The sequence below is a fragment of the Spirillospora sp. NPDC000708 genome (assembly GCF_040299565.1).
Taxonomy (GTDB): domain Bacteria; phylum Actinomycetota; class Actinomycetes; order Streptosporangiales; family Streptosporangiaceae; genus Spirillospora.
In genome coordinates this window covers 1-18,915 of the sequence record NZ_JBEPCJ010000111.1, presented here as the reverse complement: position 1 = coordinate 18,915, position 18,915 = coordinate 1, and the positions used below count along the sequence as shown (strand labels likewise).

Sequence of the window (18,915 nt, the reverse complement as noted above, 5' to 3'; positions counted from 1 at the left end):
GCCATGGGCGACAACCTGGAGTTCTACATCGGCGGGGAGTGGACCGCCCCCGCCGGTCCGGAGCGGACCCTCGACGTCGTGAACCCCGCGACCGAGCAGGTCTGCGGCAAGGTCGCGGCCGGTTCGGCCGCCGACGTGGACCGGGCGGTCGCGGCGGCGCGCGGCGCGTTCGGCTCCTGGTCGCGGACGAGCGCCGCCGACCGGACCGAGGTGCTGCGGAACGTCCAGGAGGCGTACCAGAAACGGTCCGGCGACCTCGCCGCCGCGCTGACCGAGGAGATGGGCGCGCCCGCGTCGCTCGCCGGCGGGTTCCAGGTCGGGCTCGGCGCCGGCCACCTGGCCAAGGCGATCGAGATCCTCCAGGGCTTCGCGTTCGAGGAGCGGCGCGGCGCCACCCTCGTCGTGAAGGAGCCGATCGGCGTCTGCGCGCTGATCACCCCCTGGAACTGGCCGCTGAACCAGATCGCGGTGAAGGTGTTCCCGGCGCTGGCGACCGGCTGCACGATGGTCCTCAAGCCGTCGGAGATCGCGCCGTCCGCCGGGCGGATCTTCGCCGAGATCCTGGACGCCGCGGGCGTCCCCGCCGGGGTGTTCAACCTCGTCCAGGGCGACGGGCCCGGCGTCGGCGCGCCGCTCTCGTCGCACCCGGGCGTCGACATGGTCTCCTTCACCGGGTCGGTGCGCGCGGGCGTCGAGGTCGCGCGGAACGCCGCGCCCGGCGTCAAGCGGGTCACCCAGGAACTCGGCGGCAAGAGCCCGAACATCGTCCTGGACGACGCGGACTTCGCCGCGAACGTCGCGTCCGGCGTCACCACCATGATGGGCAACTCCGGGCAGACCTGCAGCGCCCTGTCGCGGATGCTGGTGCCGAGGTCGCGGATGGACGAGGCCGCCGCCGTCGCGCGCGAGGCCGTCGCCGGCGTCACCGTGGGCGACCCCGCCGGCGACGTCGTGATGGGCCCGGTGGCGTCGCGGGCCCAGTTCGACAAGGTGCAGGCGCTCATCCGGAAGGGCATCGAGGAGGGCGCCACCCTCGTGGCCGGAGGCACCGGCCGCCCGGACGGCCTGCCGACCGGCTTCTACGTCAGGCCGACCGTCTTCGCCGATGTCACCAACGACATGACCATCGCCCGCGAGGAGATCTTCGGCCCGGTCCTGACGATCATCGGCTACGACGACGTCAACCACGCCGTCGAGATCGCCAACGACACCGAGTACGGGCTGGCCGGCAACGTCGCCGGCGCCGACCTCGACGCCGCCCGCGCCGTGGCCCGCCGCATCCGCGCGGGCTGGGTCTCCATCAACGACGGGTTCGACTTCGGCTGCCCCTTCGGCGGCTACAAGAAGAGCGGCAACGGCCGCGAATGGGGCGAGTTCGGCTTCCACGACTACCTGGAGACCAAGGGCGTCCTCGGCTACGAACCCGAGCAGGCCGCGGGCTAGAACCCGCGCTGCTCGATCGCGTGCGCCTCTCGCGCCAACTCCTCCTGGAAATCGGGATGGGCGATGGCGACGAGGCGGCGGGCGCGCTCGGCGAGCGGCCGGCCCTTGAGCTCGGCCGCCCCGAACTCGGTGACGATGACGTCCGCGTCGCTGCGGGCCGTGGTGACCGGGCCCGACAGCGCGGCGGTGATCCTGCTGACGGTGCCGCGCCGCGCCGTGGCGGGCAGCGCGATGATCGCGTGCCCGCCGGGCGAGCGCGCGCCCGCCCGGGCGAAGTCCGCCTGCCCGCCGGTGCCGCCCAGGTAGGCGGGGCCCGTCTGCTCGGCGTTCACCTGGCCGGTCAGATCCACCTCGATCGCCGAGTTCAGCGTCACCAGCCTCTCCAGCCGCGCGAGGATCGCGGCGTCGTGGGTGTAGTCCGCGGCGCGCATGCGGATCGCCGGGTTGCGGTCGGCGAACCGGTAGAGGCGCTCCGTGCCGATCAGCGCGCCGGTAATGGACACGCCCCGGTCGATGGGCTTGCGGGCGTTGGTGACGACGCCCGCCTCGACCAGGTCGACCAGCCCGTCCCCGATCATGCCGGAGTGGACGCCGAGGTCCGCGCGGTCGTGGAGGAGGCGGAGCAGGGCGTCCGGGACGGCGCCGATCCCGGTCTGGACGACCGAGCCGTCCTCGATGTAGGCGGCGGCGTGCCCGGCGATGGCCCGGTCGGTCTCGCCGATCGTCGCCGGAGGGACCTCGACCGGGGGCCGCGAGACGTGCACCGCGCAGTCGATCCCGGCGGCGGGGAGCACCTCCCCGTACGTCCGGGGCACCCGCTCGTTCACCTCGGCGATCACGACGCGCGCCTTCGCGGCGGCGGCGCGGACGTGGTCGCTGATGAGGCCGAGGCTGTGGTCCCCGTTCGCGCCGGCGGGGGCGACCTGGACGAACGCGGCGTCGCACCGCAGGATCCCCGCCCCGATCATCGGTCCGATCTGGCCGACGTGGCAGGGGACGACGGTGAGCCGGTGCTTCGCGGAGAGGGCGCGCAGCGCGCCGATCGCCCCCATGCTGGACACGGCGACGCCATCCACCGCGTCCGGGGTGAGGAGGCCGGAGAAGCTCGTCGCGATGAAGACCGACAGGCCGCCGATGGCGGGGCCCTGTTCGATCAGGGCTTCGACCAGCGTGGTCGGCTCGCCGCACGCCTGCCCTACGACGATGTGGTCCCCGGGGCGCAGGAACCGGCTCAGGCCGAGGTCGGCGGGATCCATGACGGTCTTCACGCGCGTCCCGCCTGGGCGAGCAGCGCCCGCGCGCGGGCGAGGTGGGGGCGGTCGAGCATGGCGCCGTCGTGGGCGAGGGTGCCCGCGCCGGGGTTGGCGTCGAACAGGTCGACGATCTCCTGCGCGGCGGCCACTTCCGCGTCCGTGGGGGTGAAGGCCGCGTTGATCACCTCGACCTGGGCGGGGTGGATGGCGAGCATGCCGCGGTAGCCGTCCCGGCGCACCCGCTCGGCCCGCGCGCGCAGCCCGTCGAGGTCGCGGAAGTCGCCGTGGATGGTGTCGACCGGCACCGCTCCTGCGGCGGCGGCGCCGAGGAGGCACAGGCTCCGGGCCAGCTCGTAGGTGAACCCGTACTCGCCGTCGGCGGTGCGGTTGCCGGAGGCGCCCACCGCGTCGGCGAGGTCTTCGGCGCCCCAGGTCATGGCGACCAGGCGCGGCGCGCCCGCGTAGGTGCCGGTGGTGAACATGGCCTCGGCCGTCTCCGTCACCAGCGCGATGACCCTGGTCGAGCCCTCCTCGGTGCCCGCCGAGACCTCCAGCGCGGACAGGTAGTGGTCGAGCCTCTCCACGTCCGCACGGCCGCGCGCTTTCGGGAGCATGACGCCGCCGGGGCGGGCGGGCATCACCGCCGCCAGGTCCGCCAGCGCGTGCGGGCCGTCGAGCGGGTTGATGCGCACCCAGAGCCGGTCTCTGCCGTCGTCCGGGCGGGAACGCAGGAAGTCCGCGACCATCGTCCGGGCGGACGGCTTGCGCTCTTCGGCGACCGCGTCCTCCAGGTCGAAGAGCACGATGTCGGCCGGAGACGCCGTGGCCTTCTCCATCTTCCGTTCGCTGTCGCCGGGAGCGAACAGCCACGAGCGTGCGGAGAACGTTTCCGCGCCTTGGGTCATTTCCGGTCCCATCCCAGTTCGTCCAGTACTTCCGCCGTGTGGGCGCCGAGCCTCGGGGCCGGGCCGGCGACGCGGCCCGGCGTCCGCGAGAACCAGGCCGGCGTCCCCGGGAACCGCACCGGCCCGTTCGGTGTGTCGACGGTCTCGAAGAAGCCGACGGCGTTCAGGTGCGGGTCGTCGAACAGGTCGTCCAGGGTGCGGACCGGCGCGGCGGGAATGTCCAGGGACGAGAGCAGTTCCAGCCATTCCCGCGTCGTGCGCTGCATGAACGTCTCGCCGAGCAGCGCGTAAACGGTGTCGATCTGCCGGGCCCGCCGTTCGAGGGTGGCGAAATGCTCGCCCGCCCATTCCGGCTTCACGGCCTCGACGAACGCCGACCACTGCTTGTCGTTGTACACGAGCACGGAGACGTGGCCGTCCTTGGTGCGGTACGGCCTCCGGTTCCGGGAGACGGCGCGCGGATAGACCGCGGGGCCCAGCGGAGGGGTGAACAGCGCGCCGTTGGCGTGCTCGACCAGCATGAACGCGGCCATCGTCTCGAACATCGCGACCTCGACCTCCTGGCCCTCGCCGGTCCGCTCGCGATGGAACAGCGCCATCATGGTGGCGTACAGCGCCGTTATCCCGGCGACCTTGTCGGCCATGATCGTCCCGACGTAGCCGGCCTCGCCGGTCAGTTGCTCCTGGACGGACGGCAGCCCGCATTCCGCCTGGATCGTGTCGTCGTAGGCGGTACGGCCCGCGTCCGGCCCGCGCCGTCCGTAGCCATAGCAATTGGTGTAGACGATCGACGGGTTGATCGCGGCCACGTCGGGATAGGCGAACCCCAGGCCGGCGATCGCCCTCGAGCGCATCGAATGGATGAAGACGTCGCCGCGCTCGATGAGGCCGCGCAGGGCGTCCTTTCCTTCGCCGGTGCGCAGGTCGAGCACCACGCTGCGCTTGCCGCGGTTGACGTTGACGAAGACGCCGGCCATTCCCGGTTCGGGCCCGGCCGAGATCCGCCGGGTGTTGTCGCCTGCCGGAGGTTCGACCTTGATGACGTCCGCCCCCATGTCGGCCATGATCTGGGTGCAGTGCGCGCCCATCACCATCGCCGTCAGGTCGACGACCCGCACTCCCGACAGCGGGCCCGGATGGTGTCCGCGTTCGTCCGACATCGGCCGCTCCCACCGGATTCTCGCGCCCGGGAACCCTGTATCCAGATGATGCTGTCAATCCTTACAAGGATGATGATATCAAGAGGGTCATGAGGAGCACCCGAGCCGGCAGCGCCCCTCCGCCCTCCATCGCCGCCGTGCTGGACGCACCGCTCGCCGCGCGGCCCCGCGCCACCGCGATCGAGGCGGCCTCCGGCGCCTGGTCGTACGCCGAGCTCGACGACCGGGCGCGGAGGGCGGCCGGTGCGCTGTGGTCGCTCGGGGTGCGGCCCGGGGACCGTGTCGCCGCGTGCCTGCCCAACGACCTCGACATCGTGGCGGCCTTCCACGGCGCCCAGCGGATCGGCGCGGTGTGGGCGGGGATCGGCGAGGCGCTCGCGCCCGCCGAGCAGGTGGAGTTGCACGGCATCTGCGATCCGGCGGTCGTCCTCGCCGGGCCGCGCTGCCGGCTCGATGTGCCGGGCCGCGTCGACCCCGACCGGTGGGCGCGGCTCATGGCGGGGGAGGAGACGGCCCCGGAGGTCGCCCACGACATAGACGCGCCCGCCGGGATCGCGTTCACCAGCGGGACGTCGGGCCGTCCGAAGGCCGTCGTGCACAGCCAGCGCAACCTGCTCCTGCCGGGCGCGGTGCTCGTCGCCACCCGAGGCTGGGGCCCGGAGCTGTGCAAAGGCGACGGCTTCCCGCTCACGATCCTCAACCTCATGGTCCTGTCGACGCTGCTCGCCGCGCAGGCCGGCGGATGCTCGGTCATCATGGACCGGCGCGACGCCGACGGTCTGGCCGGCTGGATCTCCGAGCGCGGCGTCACCGCGTGGAACGGCGCCCCCGCGCAGCTCTACGACCTCGCCCGGCGCCCCGACCTCGGCCTCGGTCCGCTCCAGGAGGCGTGGAGCGGGGGCGGCGACACCTCCGACGCGCTGCGCGAGGCATTCTCCGCGACGCACGGCCTCGTGCCCCGGGCCACCTACGGCCTGACCGAGGCGCCGACCGTCGTGTCCATCGACCCGCCCGGCGAGCAGTGGCGCCCGGGCACGAGCGGGCGCGTGCTGCCCCACCTCGACGTCGCCGCCTACGACGACGAGGGCCGCCGCCTCCCCGCGGGCGAGCCGGGCGAGCTGCGGCTGAGCGGCGCGACGTCGGGTCACTGGGCGGGGGCTTGGACGCCGCTGCTCGGCTACTGGGAGAACGGCCGCGTCCGCCCGCCGGAACCGGGTCCCGTGCCCACCGGCGACATCGGTACGGTCGACGGCGACGGATGGCTGACCGTGCTCGACCGCAAGAAGCTGGTCATCGTCAGGGGCGGCGCGAACGTCTACCCGCTCGAAGTGGAGCGGGTGCTCCTGGCGCATCCCGGCGTCGCCAACGCGGCGGTGTGCGGGGTGCCTGACGACCGCCTCGGGGAGCGGGTGGCCGCCGTCGTGGAGAGCGTCGGCGCGCGGCTCGACGTCGCGGCGCTCACCGAGGCGTGCCGCCGGGAGCTCGCGCCCTACAAGGTGCCGGAGATCTGGACGCGGGTCGACGCGCTGCCGGTCAACGCCATGGGGAAGGTACAGCGCGCCGGGCTGGCCGACCTGGTCGCACGGGACGCGCCGGGCGACCGGTGAATCCGGAGCTTCACCAAAGGGAGGCGCGGGTGGACGCGGATGCCGCCGCACGCGGGATGTTCGGTCTCGACGGCCGGGTGGCGATCGTGACGGGAGCCTCGTCCGGGCTGGGCGCCGCGGTCGCGCGCGCACTGGCCGCGTTCGGTGCCCGGGTCGGCCTGGTGGCCCGGCGCAGGGACAGGCTGGACGCGCTCGCCGCGGAGATCGGCGGCCTGGCCGTCGCCTGCGACCTGTCCGACCCCGAGCGGGCCGGGACGGTCGTGCCGGCGGTGGCGGACGGGCTCGGCCCGCCGGAGATCCTCGTCAACGCGGCGGGCGCCATGTTCACCGAGGAGCGCGCCGAATCCGAACCGCTCGACGCCGTCCGCGCGACCCTGGACCTCAACCTGGTGGCGCCGTTCGTGCTGGCGCAGGCGGTCTTCCCGGACATGCGCGCGGCCGGGCGGGGCTCCATCGTCAACGTCTCGTCCATCAGCGGACGGGTCGGCGTGCCGGGGATCCCGCAGGCGTCCTACGCGGCGAGCAAGGCGGGCCTGTCCGGCCTCACCGCCGAGCTGGCCGTGCAGTGGGCGCGGCATTCGATCCGGGTGAACACGGTGGCCCCGGGCTTCTTCCGCAGCGAGATCACCAGCCCGCTGTACGAGAACGAGCGGCCGGCCGAGTACCTGCGCCGCAACACGCCGCTGCCGAAGGAGGGCGGCGCGGACGACATCGTCGGCGCCATCGTCTGGCTCGCCGGGGACGCCGCGAGCTACGTCACGGGGCAGACGATCGTCGTCGACGGCGGCTGGACCGCCCGATAGCCCGCGCGTCCGTCAGTGGTGCGCGCGCACGCCGGACTGGATCGCCTGCCGGGCGGCGGGCGACGCGGCGTTGACGATCCCGTCGTCGAAACGCTCCAGGAGCAGGGACTGGGTCGCGGTGAGGTGGGCGCAGGCGACCCGCTCCGCCTCCCCGGCGCGCCCGGCGGCGATGTCGTCGACGATCCGGCGGTGGGTGCGGACGGACGTCATCGCCTCGTCCCGGGTCGGGTACTCGCCGCGCCGGGTGAGCGCCTCGGCCCACGCCTCCTCCTGCGCCGACCACAGCGCGACGAGGCTGCCGACGACGTTGCGGACCGTCGCGTTCGGGGTGAAGGCGACGAGGAGGTCGTGGAACTCGCGGGCGGTCTGGGTGAACGCGACGCCGTCGTCCACCAGCGCGGTGCACTCCTCGACGTTGGCGCGCAGGGCGGGGACGACTGTCTCCGCGCGGTCCTCGCGCCGCGCGCACTCGGCGGCGCACAGCGGTTCCAGCATCCGCAGCCCGGCCGCCAGGTCGCCGAGCGAGACCCGGTCGCCCTGGAGCGCGAGGCCGAGGTGGTACGCGGCCGACGACTGGTCCGGCCGGTGCACCTCGGCGCCGCCGACGTTGCCGCGCCGGACCGTCACCAGGCCCTCGGTCTCCAGGATGCGCAGCGCCTCCCGCACCGAGGGGTAGCTGACGCCGAACTCCTTGACCAGCTGGTCCTGGGTGGGGAGCGCGTAGTCGTAGTCGCTGGCGAGGATGCGGGTGCGCAGCTCGCCGGCGACGGTCTCGGCGATGCGGTGCTGGTGGACTCGGCTGCGTCGCGGTGTCGTCACGCAGGCCGCTTCCCGTGGAGCTGAGGGACCATGCGGCGAGTCTACCGTGACCGGATAAGCAAAGGCAGTATTGCAATCCTTACAATGATTGAAATAGCGTCGTCGGCATGGACTTCACGATGGGCGAGGCCGCCACCGCCCTCCGCGGCGACCTGCGCAGGCTGGTCGCCGAGCACGTCCCGCCCGGCTTCCTCGGAGCCTTCAGCGACGACCCGTCCGACCTGGAGACCGCGCAGCGCTTCTGCCGCCTGCTCGCCGACCGCGGGCTGCTCTGCCTCGCCTGGCCCGGGGAGTACGGCGGCGCGGACGCCTCGGTGTGGGAGCAGACCGTCGTCCGCGAGGAGATGTGGGCGCACCACGAGCCCCGCGGCGCGCAGTACATGGGCGTCAACTGGGTGGGGCCGACGATCATGCGGCACGGCACGGCGGAGCAGCGCCGCCGGCACCTGCCGCCGATCGCGCGCGGCGAGGTCATCTGGTGCCAGGGGTTCAGCGAGCCCGACGCCGGCTCCGACCTCGCGGCGCTGCGCACGTCCGCCCGCTGGGACGGCGGCGCCTGGCGCATCTCCGGCCAGAAGATCTGGACGTCCTACGCCGGCATGGCGCAGTGGTGCTTCCTGCTCGCCCGCACCTCGACGAGGGAGCGGCGGCAACACGGGCTGACGATCTTCCTCGTGCCGATGGACGCGCCGGGCATCGAGGTCAGGCCGATCGCGTCGATGATGGGGCCGCACCACCTCAACGAGGTCTTCTTCAGCGACCTGCGGGTGACCGGCGCGGACGTCCTCGGCGCCGTCGACCGGGGATGGGAGGTGGTGCAGGAGGTGCTGTCGTTCGAGCGCGTCGGCATCGCCCGCTACGCCCGGTGCGAGCGGCTGCTCCAGGCGGCGCCCGCGGTGCTCGGCGACCGGTGGGACGACCTGCCGGACGAGCTGCGCGGGCGGTGGGCCCGGATGCTGACGCACTGCCGGCGCGCGCGCCTGCTCGCCTACGAGGTGGTGGCGAAACAGGCCAAGGGCACGGTGCGGCCCGCCGACGCGGCCGCGTACCGGATCGCGGTGACCCGGCTCGACCAGGAAAGCGCCGACGTGCTGATGGAGATCGTCGCGTCGGCCGGGGCGGACGGCGCAGAGGCCCGCCGGTTCCGCCTGCGGGTCGAGGACCACTGGCGCTACTCCCGGGCGTCCACGGTCGCGTCGGGGAGCATCGAGATGCAGCAGATCCTGCTGTCCCGATCGCTGCTGGCGTCATGACCGGCCCGCTGAGCACCGGGACGGCCGGCACCGCATGAACATCGACCTGAGCGAAGAGGCCGCCGAGTACGGGCGGCAGGCGGTCCGGGCGTTCGAGGCGGCCGGAGGCGACGACCTCGTCCGGCAGGCCGAACGCGAACCCAAGCGCAGGGCGGCGCTCGTCGGGCCCGTCCTGGACGAGCTGGGCGCGCTCGACCTCGACCCGCGCGGCGACGCGGCGGAGCTGGAGGCGACGGCGGCGCTGTGCCGCGCCGCGGGCTACTTCGCAGTCCCGTTTCCGGTGGCGGAGCGCCTGTCCCGGCCGGCCGGTGCCGATGGGCTGCTCGTCGTCGACGGCGCCCGTCCTGCCGCCGCCGTCGCGGGGCTCGACCTGCGCTGGACGGCCGTGACGCTGGACGGCCGGCGCTGCGACGCCGCCGCGCGGGCGCCGGAGGGCCCGCCCCGCACGTCGGCGTTCGTCACCGGACTGGACCTGCGACCGGCCGGCGCTGGCGGAGACTTCGCGCGAGACCTCGCCCTCGGCCTGGTCCTGCCGTGCTGGACGCTGCTCGGGATGCTCGACCGGGCACTCGACCTCACCCGGGAGCACGTCCTCCTCCGCGAGCAGTTCGGGCAGGCGCTCGCGCGGTTCCAGGGCGTCCGCTTCCAGATCACCGAGGCGGAGGTCGAGCGCAGCGGTGCCGAGGCGCTGGCGAAGTACGCGCTCTGGAGCGTCCAGGACCACCGCCGCGAGGCGGCCGCCGACGCGCTCGCGCTGCGGCTCGCGGCCGTCGAGGCGGCCGACGTCGTCTTCCGCGTCGCGCACCAGCTGCACGGCGCCTTCGGCTTCTGCGACGAGGCGTTCCTGTCCTGGCTGTCCCGCTACGGCCGGCCGCTGCGGCGCCTGCCGCTGGGGCCCGCGGGGACGCGCGACCGGCTGACGCGCAGCCTGGGCCGGCGCGGCCTGACCGGGCCGTTCGGCGAGGCGCGAGAGCGGGCGGAGCGATGACCGGAGTTCGCGGGACGGCGCACGAACTCGCGGAGTTCCGCGCCGAGGTGCGCGGATGGTGCCGCGAGCACATCCCGGCCGATTGGCGGCGAGCGCAGACGGGCGTCCCGGAGGAGGAGTTCGTCGCCTTCCAGAAGGAGTGGTTCCAGGAACTGCGCCGTGCCGGGTTCGCCGTCCCGCACTGGCCGCGCGCATGGGGCGGCGGGATGCCGGTCGCCGAGCAGATCGTCCTGCACCAGGAACTCGCCGCCCACGACGCGCCGCGGCTCGTGCTGGCGTTCGTCGCGATCCACCACGCCGCCGCGACTCTGCTGGCCGCCGGGACCGACGAGCAGCGCCGCCGCCACCTCCCGGCGATCCTGGACGGCGAGATCTGGGCCCAGGGCTTCTCCGAACCGGGCGCTGGGTCCGACCTGGCCGCGCTCTCGACCACCGCCCGCAGGCAGGACGGCGGGTACGTCGTCAACGGGCAGAAGGTGTGGGCGAGCGGCGCCGCGCACGCCGACTGGTGCCTGCTGCTCGCCCGCACCGACCCCGGCGCGCCGAAGCGGCGCGGCATCTCCTACTTCCTGCTCGACATGAGCACGCCGGGGATCGACGTCCGCCCCATCCGGCAGGCGACCGGCGAGTCGCACTTCTGCGAGATCTTCCTCGACGACGTCGTCATCCCCCGGACCTGCCTCGTCGGGCGCGAGAACGACGGCTGGCGGGTGGCGCAGGAGACGCTGGGCGCCGAGCGCGGCATGACGATGCTGGAGCTGGCCGAGCGGCTCGGCAACGCCGGCTTCCGATGGCTGCTGGAGACGTGTGCCCGTCCCGGCCCCACCGGCGCGAGCCCCATCGACGACTCCCTGGTGGCCGACCGGCTGGCCGCTTTCGAGACCGAGCTGACCGCTCTCCGCGCGCTCTGCCGCGGCCTCGTGGAACGCCACGACGCGGGCACGTCCGGCCCGGCCGACGCCTCCGTCGTCAAGCTGTTCTACAGCGAGCTGCTCCAGCGGATGACCGGCTTCGGCGCAGAGATCGCCGGGCCCGCCGCCCACGCCGAGCTGCGCAAACCCCTGTCCAGCGGATGGGAGTCGGGCGCCTGGGCGCTGGACTTCATCGGCTCGTGGGAGTGGACGATCCCGGGCGGCACGAGCGAGATCCAGCGCACCATCATCGCTGAGCGCGGCCTCGGCCTGCCCCGCGAACGCCGGGGCGGCCGATGAGTCCCGACCTCTCCGATCTGCACGGCGAACTCCGCGCAGTGGCGCGCGACCTGCTCGGCGGCGCCGGCCCGGACCGGGCGCCCGGCTGGAAGGCGATCACCGGATCCGGCTGGCCCGGCCTGGAGGTGCCGGAAGCGCTGGGCGGCTCCGGCGCCACCTTCGCGGAGGTCGCCGTCGTCCTGGAGGAGATGGGCCGCGCGGCGGCGTCCACTCCGTACGTCGGCGCAGCGGTCCTGGGCGTCGGTGCGCTCAACCTGCTGGAACCGGGACCGGACCGAGACGGGCTGCTGCGCGCCATCGCGTCGGGGGCCGCGCGTCCGGCCGTCGCGCTGGCGGGCGACACGGGCGGCGCGGTCGCAACGGAGCCGCCGTTCCGTCTGGAGCGGTCGCCGCGCGGGCCGCTGCTGCACGGCGGCGCGGCGTTCGTGCCCGACGCGGTCGAGTGCGGCCGGATCCTGCTTCCGGCGCTTGCGCCCGACGGCGTCCCCGTCCTCGTCGACGCGGGTCCGGACATGGCCGGAATCCGCGTGACGCCTCAGCCGCTCCTCGACGCGACCCGCCGCTTCGGAAGGGTGACCGCCCACGGCGCGGCCGTGGCCGAGGAGGCGGTGCTGCGGTTCGCGGGAGACCCGGACGCGGCCTTCCGCCGCCTCGGCGATCGGGCCGCCGCGGCCATCGCCTGCGACTGCCTCGGGCTGAGCGAGGCCATGCTGGACGCGACCGTCGCCCACGTCGGCGCGCGGGAGCAGTTCGGCCGCCCCGTCGGCTCCTTCCAGGCGGTGAAGCACGCGTGCGCGGACATGTTCGTCAAGGTCGCCGTGGCGCGGCGTCTCGTGGAGGCCGCCGCGCGGGCGCTGGCCGCCGGCGAACCCGACTCCTGGGTGGCGGTGTCGATGGCGAAGTCGTACGGCTGCGAGGCCGCCGTGGACGTCGCGGGAAAGGCGATGCAGCTGCACGGGGGCATGGGCTACACGTGGGAGGGCGGCGTCCACGTCCACCTGAAACGCGCGATGCTCGACCGCTCCCTGTTCGGCTCGCCCGCGGCGCACCGGCGCCGCATGGCGGGCCGCTACCGCTGACCGCGAGCCCACGGGCCTTGTCCCGCGGACGCCGTGACGCCCGCGGGACAAACCCCCATGGGCGTGTCAGAACACCACGCCCACGTCCTTGGCGATCAGGTCGTCGGTCGCCCGCTCCGCGACCGCGGCGATCGTCATGGACGGGTTGCAGGCGGCCGCGGTGCCCGGCAGCAGCGCGCCGTCGAGCACGTATAGGCCGCGATGGCCCTGGACCCGGCCGGCGAGGTCGCACACGGTGCCCATCGATGCGCCGCCGAGCGGGTGCCAGGTGGAGGGGTAGACGCCGGTCGTGTCGGTGAGGATCGACCCCTGGCCGGCGATCTTGTTGGCGCGGTCGTTGATGCGCCTGTAGAGCGCGTCGTCCGCCCCCTTGGCCCATTGCAGGACGGCGTCGTCCTTGCCGGAGTCGTAGACGAACCTGCCGCGCCCCTTGCTGACGCCGTAGCCGACCATCATCGTGGACCGGATGTCGGCCCCGATCGGCGGCAGTGACGCCTGGATTATCGTGTTGGCGTTGTCCGGGTCGTCCCACTCGAGGCTGCCGTAGACGACCGGGCCGCCCTGCGGCGCGCCGAAGTCGTCCGCGAAGTCGCTCCACAGGTAGATGCGGTCGCCGTTGGAGCCCCAGTCGGCGCCCAGCCCGTCGGGCATGTCGGGGATCTGGCCCTTCGCCGCCGCGCGCATCAGCAGCCTGGTGGTGCCGGCGGTCCCGGCCCCCATGACGAGCGCCTTCGCGGTGATGATCTTCTTCTCCAGGACCGTGCCATCGGTGTCGATGCGGTCGACGTGGACCTCCCAGCGGCCGTCCTTGGCCAGGAGCACGTCGGTGACGTTGTGCTGCGTCGCCACGGTCACCCGCCCGGTGGCCCGCGCGGCGGCGATGTAGGTGACGTCCACCGAGTGCTTGCCGCCGTTGTTCACCCCCAGAGCGCAGTCCCCGTTGGTGTAGGACGGCTTCATCTCGCCCTTCAGTTCGCGCAGCGCGTACGTCCAGTCGATCGGCATCGGGATCTTCGTGACGTCGTAGCCGGCCTTGCGGACGTTCGCGGCGAAGACCCGCGCGGGCTTGTAGGTCGTGCTGTTGACCAGCTCGTCGGGCGCCGTCTCGATCCGCAGCATCTGCGCGACTCGCTTGTAATGGACCTGGTCCATCTTGGCGTAGTCGAGCTGCTCGGGCAGGTTGGCGTTGAACACGTGCTCGGCCGGCTGGAGCGTCATGCCCTGGTAGACCAGCGACCCGCCGCCGACGCCCGCGGCGACGATCATGTCCATGCCGTTGCCGGGCACCTGCTCCAGCAGCCCGGTGTAGTGCGGGAACGGGTCCGCCGGGATGCCGAGGATCGTCGGGGTGGAGCCCAGCCAGAACATCCGCTTGTCGGGGGAAGAGGGGTGCGGGAACGTCTCGGCGTTCGGCCCGGTGGGCCACCAGACGCCGCGCTCCAGCACCAGGCACTCCACGCCCGCCTGCGCGAGCCGAAGGGCCGCCACGCCCCCTCCGAAGCCGGAGCCGATGATGACGGCGCGGTGCTCCTCGCGTGTCACCGGTGCGCGGCGCGGTGCGGCGGCCCGGGCGGCGGGCGTGCCGGCGACGGCGAGCCCGACGGTCGCGGCGGCGCCGGCCAGCAGGGACCGGCGGCTCATCTCGGGCATGGTCACTCCATTCGGTCGAGCGGGGGGCGGAGGTCGCGGACGTACGGCGCCGCTCCTAGCGGAACGGCATCGTTCTCTTAACGGTGGGCCGATGGTAGGGAGCGGGACGAGCCGCGCTTACTGACGGAAGTGAGCGATTCGCCGGAGCGAATGTGTGCCCGGATGCCAACCGGGAGGTGATCCAGCCCCGGTGAGGGTTCGCCCGGACCGGCCGTCGCGGCGGGGTGTGGTCCGCCTCTTGCGTTTCGTGCCCGGATGAGGTGGACTCGGCGGCAAGACAATACAGATTCTCTGATCTTGTTCGGTCGAGGTCGCGAGAGGCTCGTGCCCACCCTCGCCGTACGGCTGGGGCGCGGACCGTCGCAGCCTCATGGTAATCCCGTTACCGTTCAACGCAAATCTCCTATCGAAAAAACAGAATTTTCTTCTCGTCGCCTGTGGCCGCTCCGGCCGGCCGTTCTCGCAGGACGCGCGAGACGCTCATTCCGGCATGCCGCCATTCGCCAACCGACACCACAAATGCCCTGATCAGAGTGGTCTTGACCCTCTTTTTGGGGCGCTGCTAAGCAAGTGCTCAGCATCGCTGAGACGACCGGCCCTCGGCACGGGAAGCGAATGCGGAACGGCGTGCGCGGCGACCGCCGCGTACCAGGCACAGGGAGGTCCTCCGTTGGGTGAGTTGTCCGAGTCCCCCCGGCCGTCCGGGCCGGTGCGCCCGTGACGGGCGCGACGACGGCCGCGGCGCGGTACGCCGGGACGCGGGTCCCGCGCGTGGAGGACCCGCGGCTGCTGACCGGCCACGGCACGTACGTCGACGACGTGGTGCGGCCCGGGATGCTGCACGCCTGCTTCGTCCGCAGCCCCCTGGCCCGCGCCCGGATCCTCGGCGTCGACGCGGCCGAGGCGCTCGCCGTCGACGGCGTCCACGCGGTGTTCACCGCCGCTGACCTCAACCCGGACGTGCGCGAGCAGTGGTACACGCTGATCGGCCGGGACGTCCCGGACACCCCGCGGCCCCCGCTCGCCGAGGGCGAGGTCCGGTTCGTCGGCGACCCCGTCGCGATGGTCGTCGCCGCCGACCGCTACGTCGCCGAGGACGCCGCCGAGCTGGTCGCCGTCGACTACGAACCGCTGCCCCCGGTCGTCGACTACGCCGCCGCGGGGGAGTCCGCGGAGCTGGTGCACGACGGCTACCCCGGCAACCTCGCGGGCGAGTTCCCCGGCGCTCCATTCGAGGAGATCGAGCCCGTCTTCGCCGAGGCGCCCGTGGTCGTGCGGCGCACGCTCCGCCAGCAGGCCTGCAGCCAGGTGCCGATCGAGACGCGCGGCATCGTCGCCGAATGGTCGGCGCCGAGCGGCGAGCTGACGATCTGGGCGGCGACGCAGTCCCCGCACGAGGTGCGGCTGTTCTGCTCCCGGCTGCTGGGGCTGCCTGAGCAGCGGGTGCGGGTGGTGATGCGCGACACCGGCGGTGGCTTCGGGCAGAAGGTGATCCCGCAGCGCGAGGACATGTGCGTCATGCTCGCCGCGCGCAAGGTGCCCGGCCCGCTGAAGTGGATCGAGGACCGGCGCGAGAACCTCCAGTCGGCCGGCATGTCCCGGCACGCGCACGGCGACGTCCGGATCGCCCTCGACGACGACGGCGCGATCCTCGCCGCCGCGATCGACTACGTCGAGGACGTCGGCGCCTACCCGGTGCCGTGGCCGGTCGGCACGTCCGCGGCGGTCGGGATGTTCTTCCCCGGCCCGTACCGCGTCCCGAAGGCCGCGTGGGCGACGGCGTCGGTGTTCTCGAACACCTCCGGCCGCACCGCCTACCGCGGGCCGTGGCAGTTCGAGTCGCTGGCGCGGGAGCTGCTCCTCGACTCGGCCGCCCGCGAGATGGGCATCGACCCGGCCGAGCTGCGCCGCCGCAACCTGCTGCGCCGCGACGAGCTCCCCTACACCAATCCCTGCGGCATCCCCTACGACGGCATCACGCCGCTGGAGACGTTCGAGCAGGCGCTGAAGATGCTCGGCTACGAGGCGTTCCGCCGCGAGCAGCAGCGGGCCCGCGCCGAAGGCCGCTACATCGGCGTCGGCACCTGCACGTACGTGGAGCCGACCTCGGCCGCGATCGCGCTGCACGCCACCGAGGGCGCGACGATCCGGATCGAGCCGTCCGGCAAGGTCAACGTGTACGTCTCCGGCGGGTCCAGCGGCAACAGCATCGAGACCACTGTCGTGCAGCTGACCGCCGACGCGCTGGGCGTGGACATCGCCGACGTCAGCACGGTGCAGGGCGACACGGCCGTCACGCCGTTCGGCGGCGGTGCGGCCGGCAGCCGGTCGGGCTCGATGACCGCGGGCGCCGTCGCGGAGACGGCGTCGGTGCTGCGGGAGCGGATCGCCGCGATCGCGGCGCACCGGCTGGAGGCCGACCCCGGCGACATCGAGCTGGCCGGGGGACGCGCCCGCGTGCGCGGCGTGCCGGAGTCGGGCGTGACGCTCGCCGAGATCGCGAACGCCGCCTACTTCCAGCCGGAGACCCTGCCGCCGGACGTGCCGGCGGGACTGGAGGCGTCCGGCCGGTACCGGCCGGAGAACCCGCTCATCTACGCCAACGCCACCCACCTGTGCACCTGCGAGGTGGACGTGGTGACCGGTGCGGTGAAGCTGCTGCGCTACATCGTCAGCGAGGACTGCGGCCCGATGATCAACCCGAACGTCGTGGAGGGGCAGATCGCGGGCGGCGTCGTGCAGGGCATCGGCAACGCGCTCTGCGAGCACCTCGCCTACGACGCCGACGGCAACCCCGTCGCCACCACCTTCATGGACTACCTGCTGCCCACGGCCGCCGAGATACCCGACATCGAGTACGGCCACGTCGAGACGCCGTCGCCGGGGCCCGGCGGCTACAAGGGCGTCGGCGAGGGCGGCGCGATCGGCGCGCCGCCCGCCGTGGCGAACGCCGTCGCCGACGCGCTCGCGCCGTTCGGCGCCGAGATCACCAGCCTGCCGCTGACGCCCGAGACCATCGTCGCGCTGGTGCGCGGCGCGGACGGGGCGGTGACGCGATGAAACCGCCGTCGTTCGAGTACCACGTCCCCGGCGACGTGGACGAGGCCGTCGGGCTCCTCGCCGAACTCGGCGAGGACGCCAAGGCCATCGCGGGCGGGCAGAGCCTCGTCCCGATGCTCGCGCTCCGGCTCGCCAACCCCGAACACCTGGTGGACCTGCGCAGGCTGGACGGCCTGCGCGGCGTCGAGGAGCGCGGCGGGACCGTCCGGATCGGGGCGGGCACCACGCAGGCGGCCGTCCAGCGGTCCGCCGAGGTCGCCCGGTCCGTCCCGCTGATGGCCCGCGCCACCCCGCTGATCGGCCACTTCCAGATCCGCAACCGGGGCACCGTCGGCGGGTCGCTGGCCCACGCCGACGCCGCCGCCGAGTACCCCGCCGTCGTGCTCGCGCTCGACGCGCGGCTGGAGGCGGTGTCGCCGCGCGGCACCCGCACCATCCCCGCCGCGGACTTCTTCACCGGCCTGTGGAGCACCGCGCTGGACGAGGACGAGCTGCTGACCGCGATCGACTTCCCGGTACGGCGCGGCCGCAGCGGCTTCGCGATCGAGGAGTTCGCGAGGCGCGGCGGCGACTTCGCCATCGCCGGCGCGGCCGTCGCCCTCGAGCTGGACGACGCCGGCCGGGTCACCCGCTGCGGGATCGGGCTGTTCGGGCTCGGCTCCACGCCGCTGCGCGCCGCGGCCGCCGAGGCGGCCGCGACCGGCGCCGCGCTCACCGACATCGACGCCGACGAACTCGGGCGCACGGCCGTCGGGGAGCTGGACGCGGTCCCCGCCGACCTGCACGCGTCCGCCGACCACCGTGCCCACGTCGGCGCCGTCATCGTGGCGCGCGCATGGCGGCGCGCCGCCGAGGAGGCCGGGCGGCGGGCCGCTAAGGAGGCTGCGAATGGCTGACGTCATCGTCCGGATGCGGGTCAACGGCGGGCCGCGGAGCGCGTCCGTGCCGCCCCGGCTCACCCTCGCCGACTTCCTGCGCGAGCGGAGCGGGCTCACCGGCACCCATCTCGGCTGCGAGCACGGCGTGTGCGGCGCGTGCACGGTCCTGCTGGACGGGCAGGCCGTTCGCGCGTGCCTCGTCCTCGCCGTCCAGGCCGACGGCGCCGAGATCACGACCGTGGAGGGGATCGCCTCGCCGGACGGCGAGCTGTCCCCGGTGCAGCAGGCGTTCCGCGACCACCACGGCCTGCAGTGCGGCTTCTGCACGCCCGGGTTCGTCGTCTCCGTCACGGCGTTCCTGCGCGACAACCCCGACCCCACCGACGAGCAGATCCGCGACGGCCTGTCCGGCAACCTGTGCCGCTGCACCGGCTACCAGGGGATCCTCAAGGCCGTCCGCGCGGCGGCGGGCCCGTCCGCGGGCGCCGCCGCACCGGAGGAGACCGGATGAAGCTGGAGAACGCCTTCACGATCCCCGTGCCCGCGGACGAGGCGTGGCGCGTCCTGCTCGACATCGAGCGGATCGCCCCGTGCGTTCCGGGCGCGACGCTCACCTCCCGCGACGGCGACCGCTTCGACGGGAAGGTCAAGGTCAGGCTCGGTCCGATCGCCCTCACCTACAGTGGGTCGGTCGCGTTCGTCTCCCTCGACGAGGACGCCGGGGTCGCGCTTGTAGACCGTCGCGTTCATCTCCTGGAGGAACGAGATGGCCTCCAGGTTCTCGCGGCCGCCGTAGACGTTCGGCG

The 18,915-nt window shown here is 73.6% G+C and carries 15 protein-coding genes and 1 pseudogene; 11 read left to right on the top strand and 5 right to left on the bottom strand.

What is annotated here, in order from left to right; genetic code table 11:
* Nucleotides 1-3 precede the first annotated feature (3 nt).
* Nucleotides 4-1,443, top strand: coding sequence for an aldehyde dehydrogenase family protein (locus ABT299_RS45780; RefSeq protein ID WP_500254634.1), 1,440 nt, complete (start codon nt 4-6; stop codon nt 1,441-1,443).
* Here ABT299_RS45780 and ABT299_RS45775 read toward each other — a convergent pair.
* Genes ABT299_RS45775 through ABT299_RS45765 form a run of 3 tightly spaced genes read right to left on the bottom strand, consistent with a single transcriptional unit; the run spans nt 1,440 to nt 4,761 of the window.
* A complete protein-coding gene (locus tag ABT299_RS45775; protein ID WP_500254633.1) occupies nt 1,440-2,699 on the bottom strand; it encodes an acetyl-CoA hydrolase/transferase family protein in 1,260 nt (419 codons plus the stop codon). The genes ABT299_RS45780 and ABT299_RS45775 overlap by 4 nt on opposite strands.
* Nucleotides 2,700-2,707: 8 nt before the next feature.
* Nucleotides 2,708-3,601, bottom strand: coding sequence for an HpcH/HpaI aldolase/citrate lyase family protein (locus ABT299_RS45770; protein WP_500254632.1), 894 nt, complete (start codon nt 3,599-3,601; stop codon nt 2,708-2,710).
* A complete protein-coding gene (locus tag ABT299_RS45765) occupies nt 3,598-4,761 on the bottom strand; it encodes a CaiB/BaiF CoA transferase family protein (protein ID WP_500254631.1) in 1,164 nt (387 codons plus the stop codon). Before ABT299_RS45765 ends, ABT299_RS45770 begins: the two co-directional genes overlap by 4 nt.
* 89 nt (nt 4,762-4,850) lie before the next feature.
* On the opposite strand from ABT299_RS45765, the gene ABT299_RS45760 reads away from it, so the two are divergent.
* Both ABT299_RS45760 and ABT299_RS45755 read left to right on the top strand, forming a co-directional pair.
* The gene (locus ABT299_RS45760; RefSeq protein ID WP_500254630.1) at nt 4,851-6,368 is read left to right on the top strand and encodes a class I adenylate-forming enzyme family protein; all 1,518 of its coding nucleotides are present in this window, start codon (nt 4,851-4,853) and stop codon (nt 6,366-6,368) included.
* Nucleotides 6,369-6,397: 29 nt separating this feature from the next.
* Nucleotides 6,398-7,171: an SDR family NAD(P)-dependent oxidoreductase gene (locus ABT299_RS45755; protein ID WP_500254629.1), complete on the top strand. Its 774-nt coding sequence runs from the start codon at nt 6,398-6,400 to the stop codon at nt 7,169-7,171.
* A gap of 12 nt (nt 7,172-7,183) precedes the next feature.
* Here the strand turns inward: ABT299_RS45755 and ABT299_RS45750 are convergent, their stop codons facing one another.
* Entirely contained in the window at nt 7,184-7,990 is an 807-nt protein-coding gene (locus ABT299_RS45750) for a FadR/GntR family transcriptional regulator (protein WP_500254628.1), read from the bottom strand.
* 107 nt (nt 7,991-8,097) lie between these two features.
* On the opposite strand from ABT299_RS45750, the gene ABT299_RS45745 reads away from it, so the two are divergent.
* Genes ABT299_RS45745 through ABT299_RS45730 form a run of 4 tightly spaced genes read left to right on the top strand, consistent with a single transcriptional unit; the run spans nt 8,098 to nt 12,521 of the window.
* Nucleotides 8,098-9,243 carry an acyl-CoA dehydrogenase family protein gene (locus tag ABT299_RS45745; RefSeq protein WP_500254627.1) on the top strand — a complete coding sequence of 382 codons (1,146 nt, stop codon included), beginning with the start codon at nt 8,098-8,100 and terminating at the stop codon, nt 9,241-9,243.
* Nucleotides 9,244-9,277: 34 nt separating this feature from the next.
* On the top strand, nt 9,278-10,231 hold the full coding sequence (locus ABT299_RS45740; RefSeq protein WP_500254626.1) for an acyl-CoA dehydrogenase family protein: 954 nt from the start codon (nt 9,278-9,280) through the stop codon (nt 10,229-10,231).
* Nucleotides 10,228-11,442, top strand: a complete 1,215-nt coding sequence (locus tag ABT299_RS45735) for an acyl-CoA dehydrogenase family protein (RefSeq protein ID WP_500254625.1) — start codon at nt 10,228-10,230, stop codon at nt 11,440-11,442. The genes ABT299_RS45740 and ABT299_RS45735 overlap by 4 nt, the downstream gene beginning before the upstream one ends.
* Nucleotides 11,439-12,521, top strand: a complete 1,083-nt coding sequence (locus ABT299_RS45730) for an acyl-CoA dehydrogenase family protein (RefSeq protein WP_500254624.1) — start codon at nt 11,439-11,441, stop codon at nt 12,519-12,521. Before ABT299_RS45735 ends, ABT299_RS45730 begins: the two co-directional genes overlap by 4 nt.
* Nucleotides 12,522-12,587: 66 nt before the next feature.
* On the opposite strand, the gene ABT299_RS45725 is transcribed toward ABT299_RS45730, so the two are convergent.
* On the bottom strand, nt 12,588-14,171 hold the full coding sequence (locus tag ABT299_RS45725; protein WP_500254623.1) for a GMC oxidoreductase: 1,584 nt from the start codon (nt 14,169-14,171) through the stop codon (nt 12,588-12,590).
* A 717-nt stretch (nt 14,172-14,888) separates the two neighbouring features.
* Here ABT299_RS45725 and ABT299_RS45720 point away from each other — a divergent pair.
* From ABT299_RS45720 to ABT299_RS45705, 4 genes and pseudogenes are all read left to right on the top strand, one after another.
* Nucleotides 14,889-17,231, top strand: coding sequence for a xanthine dehydrogenase family protein molybdopterin-binding subunit (locus tag ABT299_RS45720; RefSeq protein ID WP_500254622.1), 2,343 nt, complete (start codon nt 14,889-14,891; stop codon nt 17,229-17,231).
* Nucleotides 17,228-18,127, top strand: a complete 900-nt coding sequence (locus ABT299_RS45715) for an FAD binding domain-containing protein (RefSeq protein ID WP_500254621.1) — start codon at nt 17,228-17,230, stop codon at nt 18,125-18,127. Before ABT299_RS45720 ends, ABT299_RS45715 begins: the two co-directional genes overlap by 4 nt.
* On the top strand, nt 18,120-18,620 hold the full coding sequence (locus ABT299_RS45710; protein ID WP_500254620.1) for a (2Fe-2S)-binding protein: 501 nt from the start codon (nt 18,120-18,122) through the stop codon (nt 18,618-18,620). Before ABT299_RS45715 ends, ABT299_RS45710 begins: the two co-directional genes overlap by 8 nt.
* Nucleotides 18,617-18,769 (top strand): annotated as a pseudogene (locus tag ABT299_RS45705) (SRPBCC domain-containing protein); the annotation flags it as partial. The gene ABT299_RS45710 and the pseudogene ABT299_RS45705, both read left to right, overlap by 4 nt.
* Nucleotides 18,770-18,915: the final 146 nt, after the last annotated feature.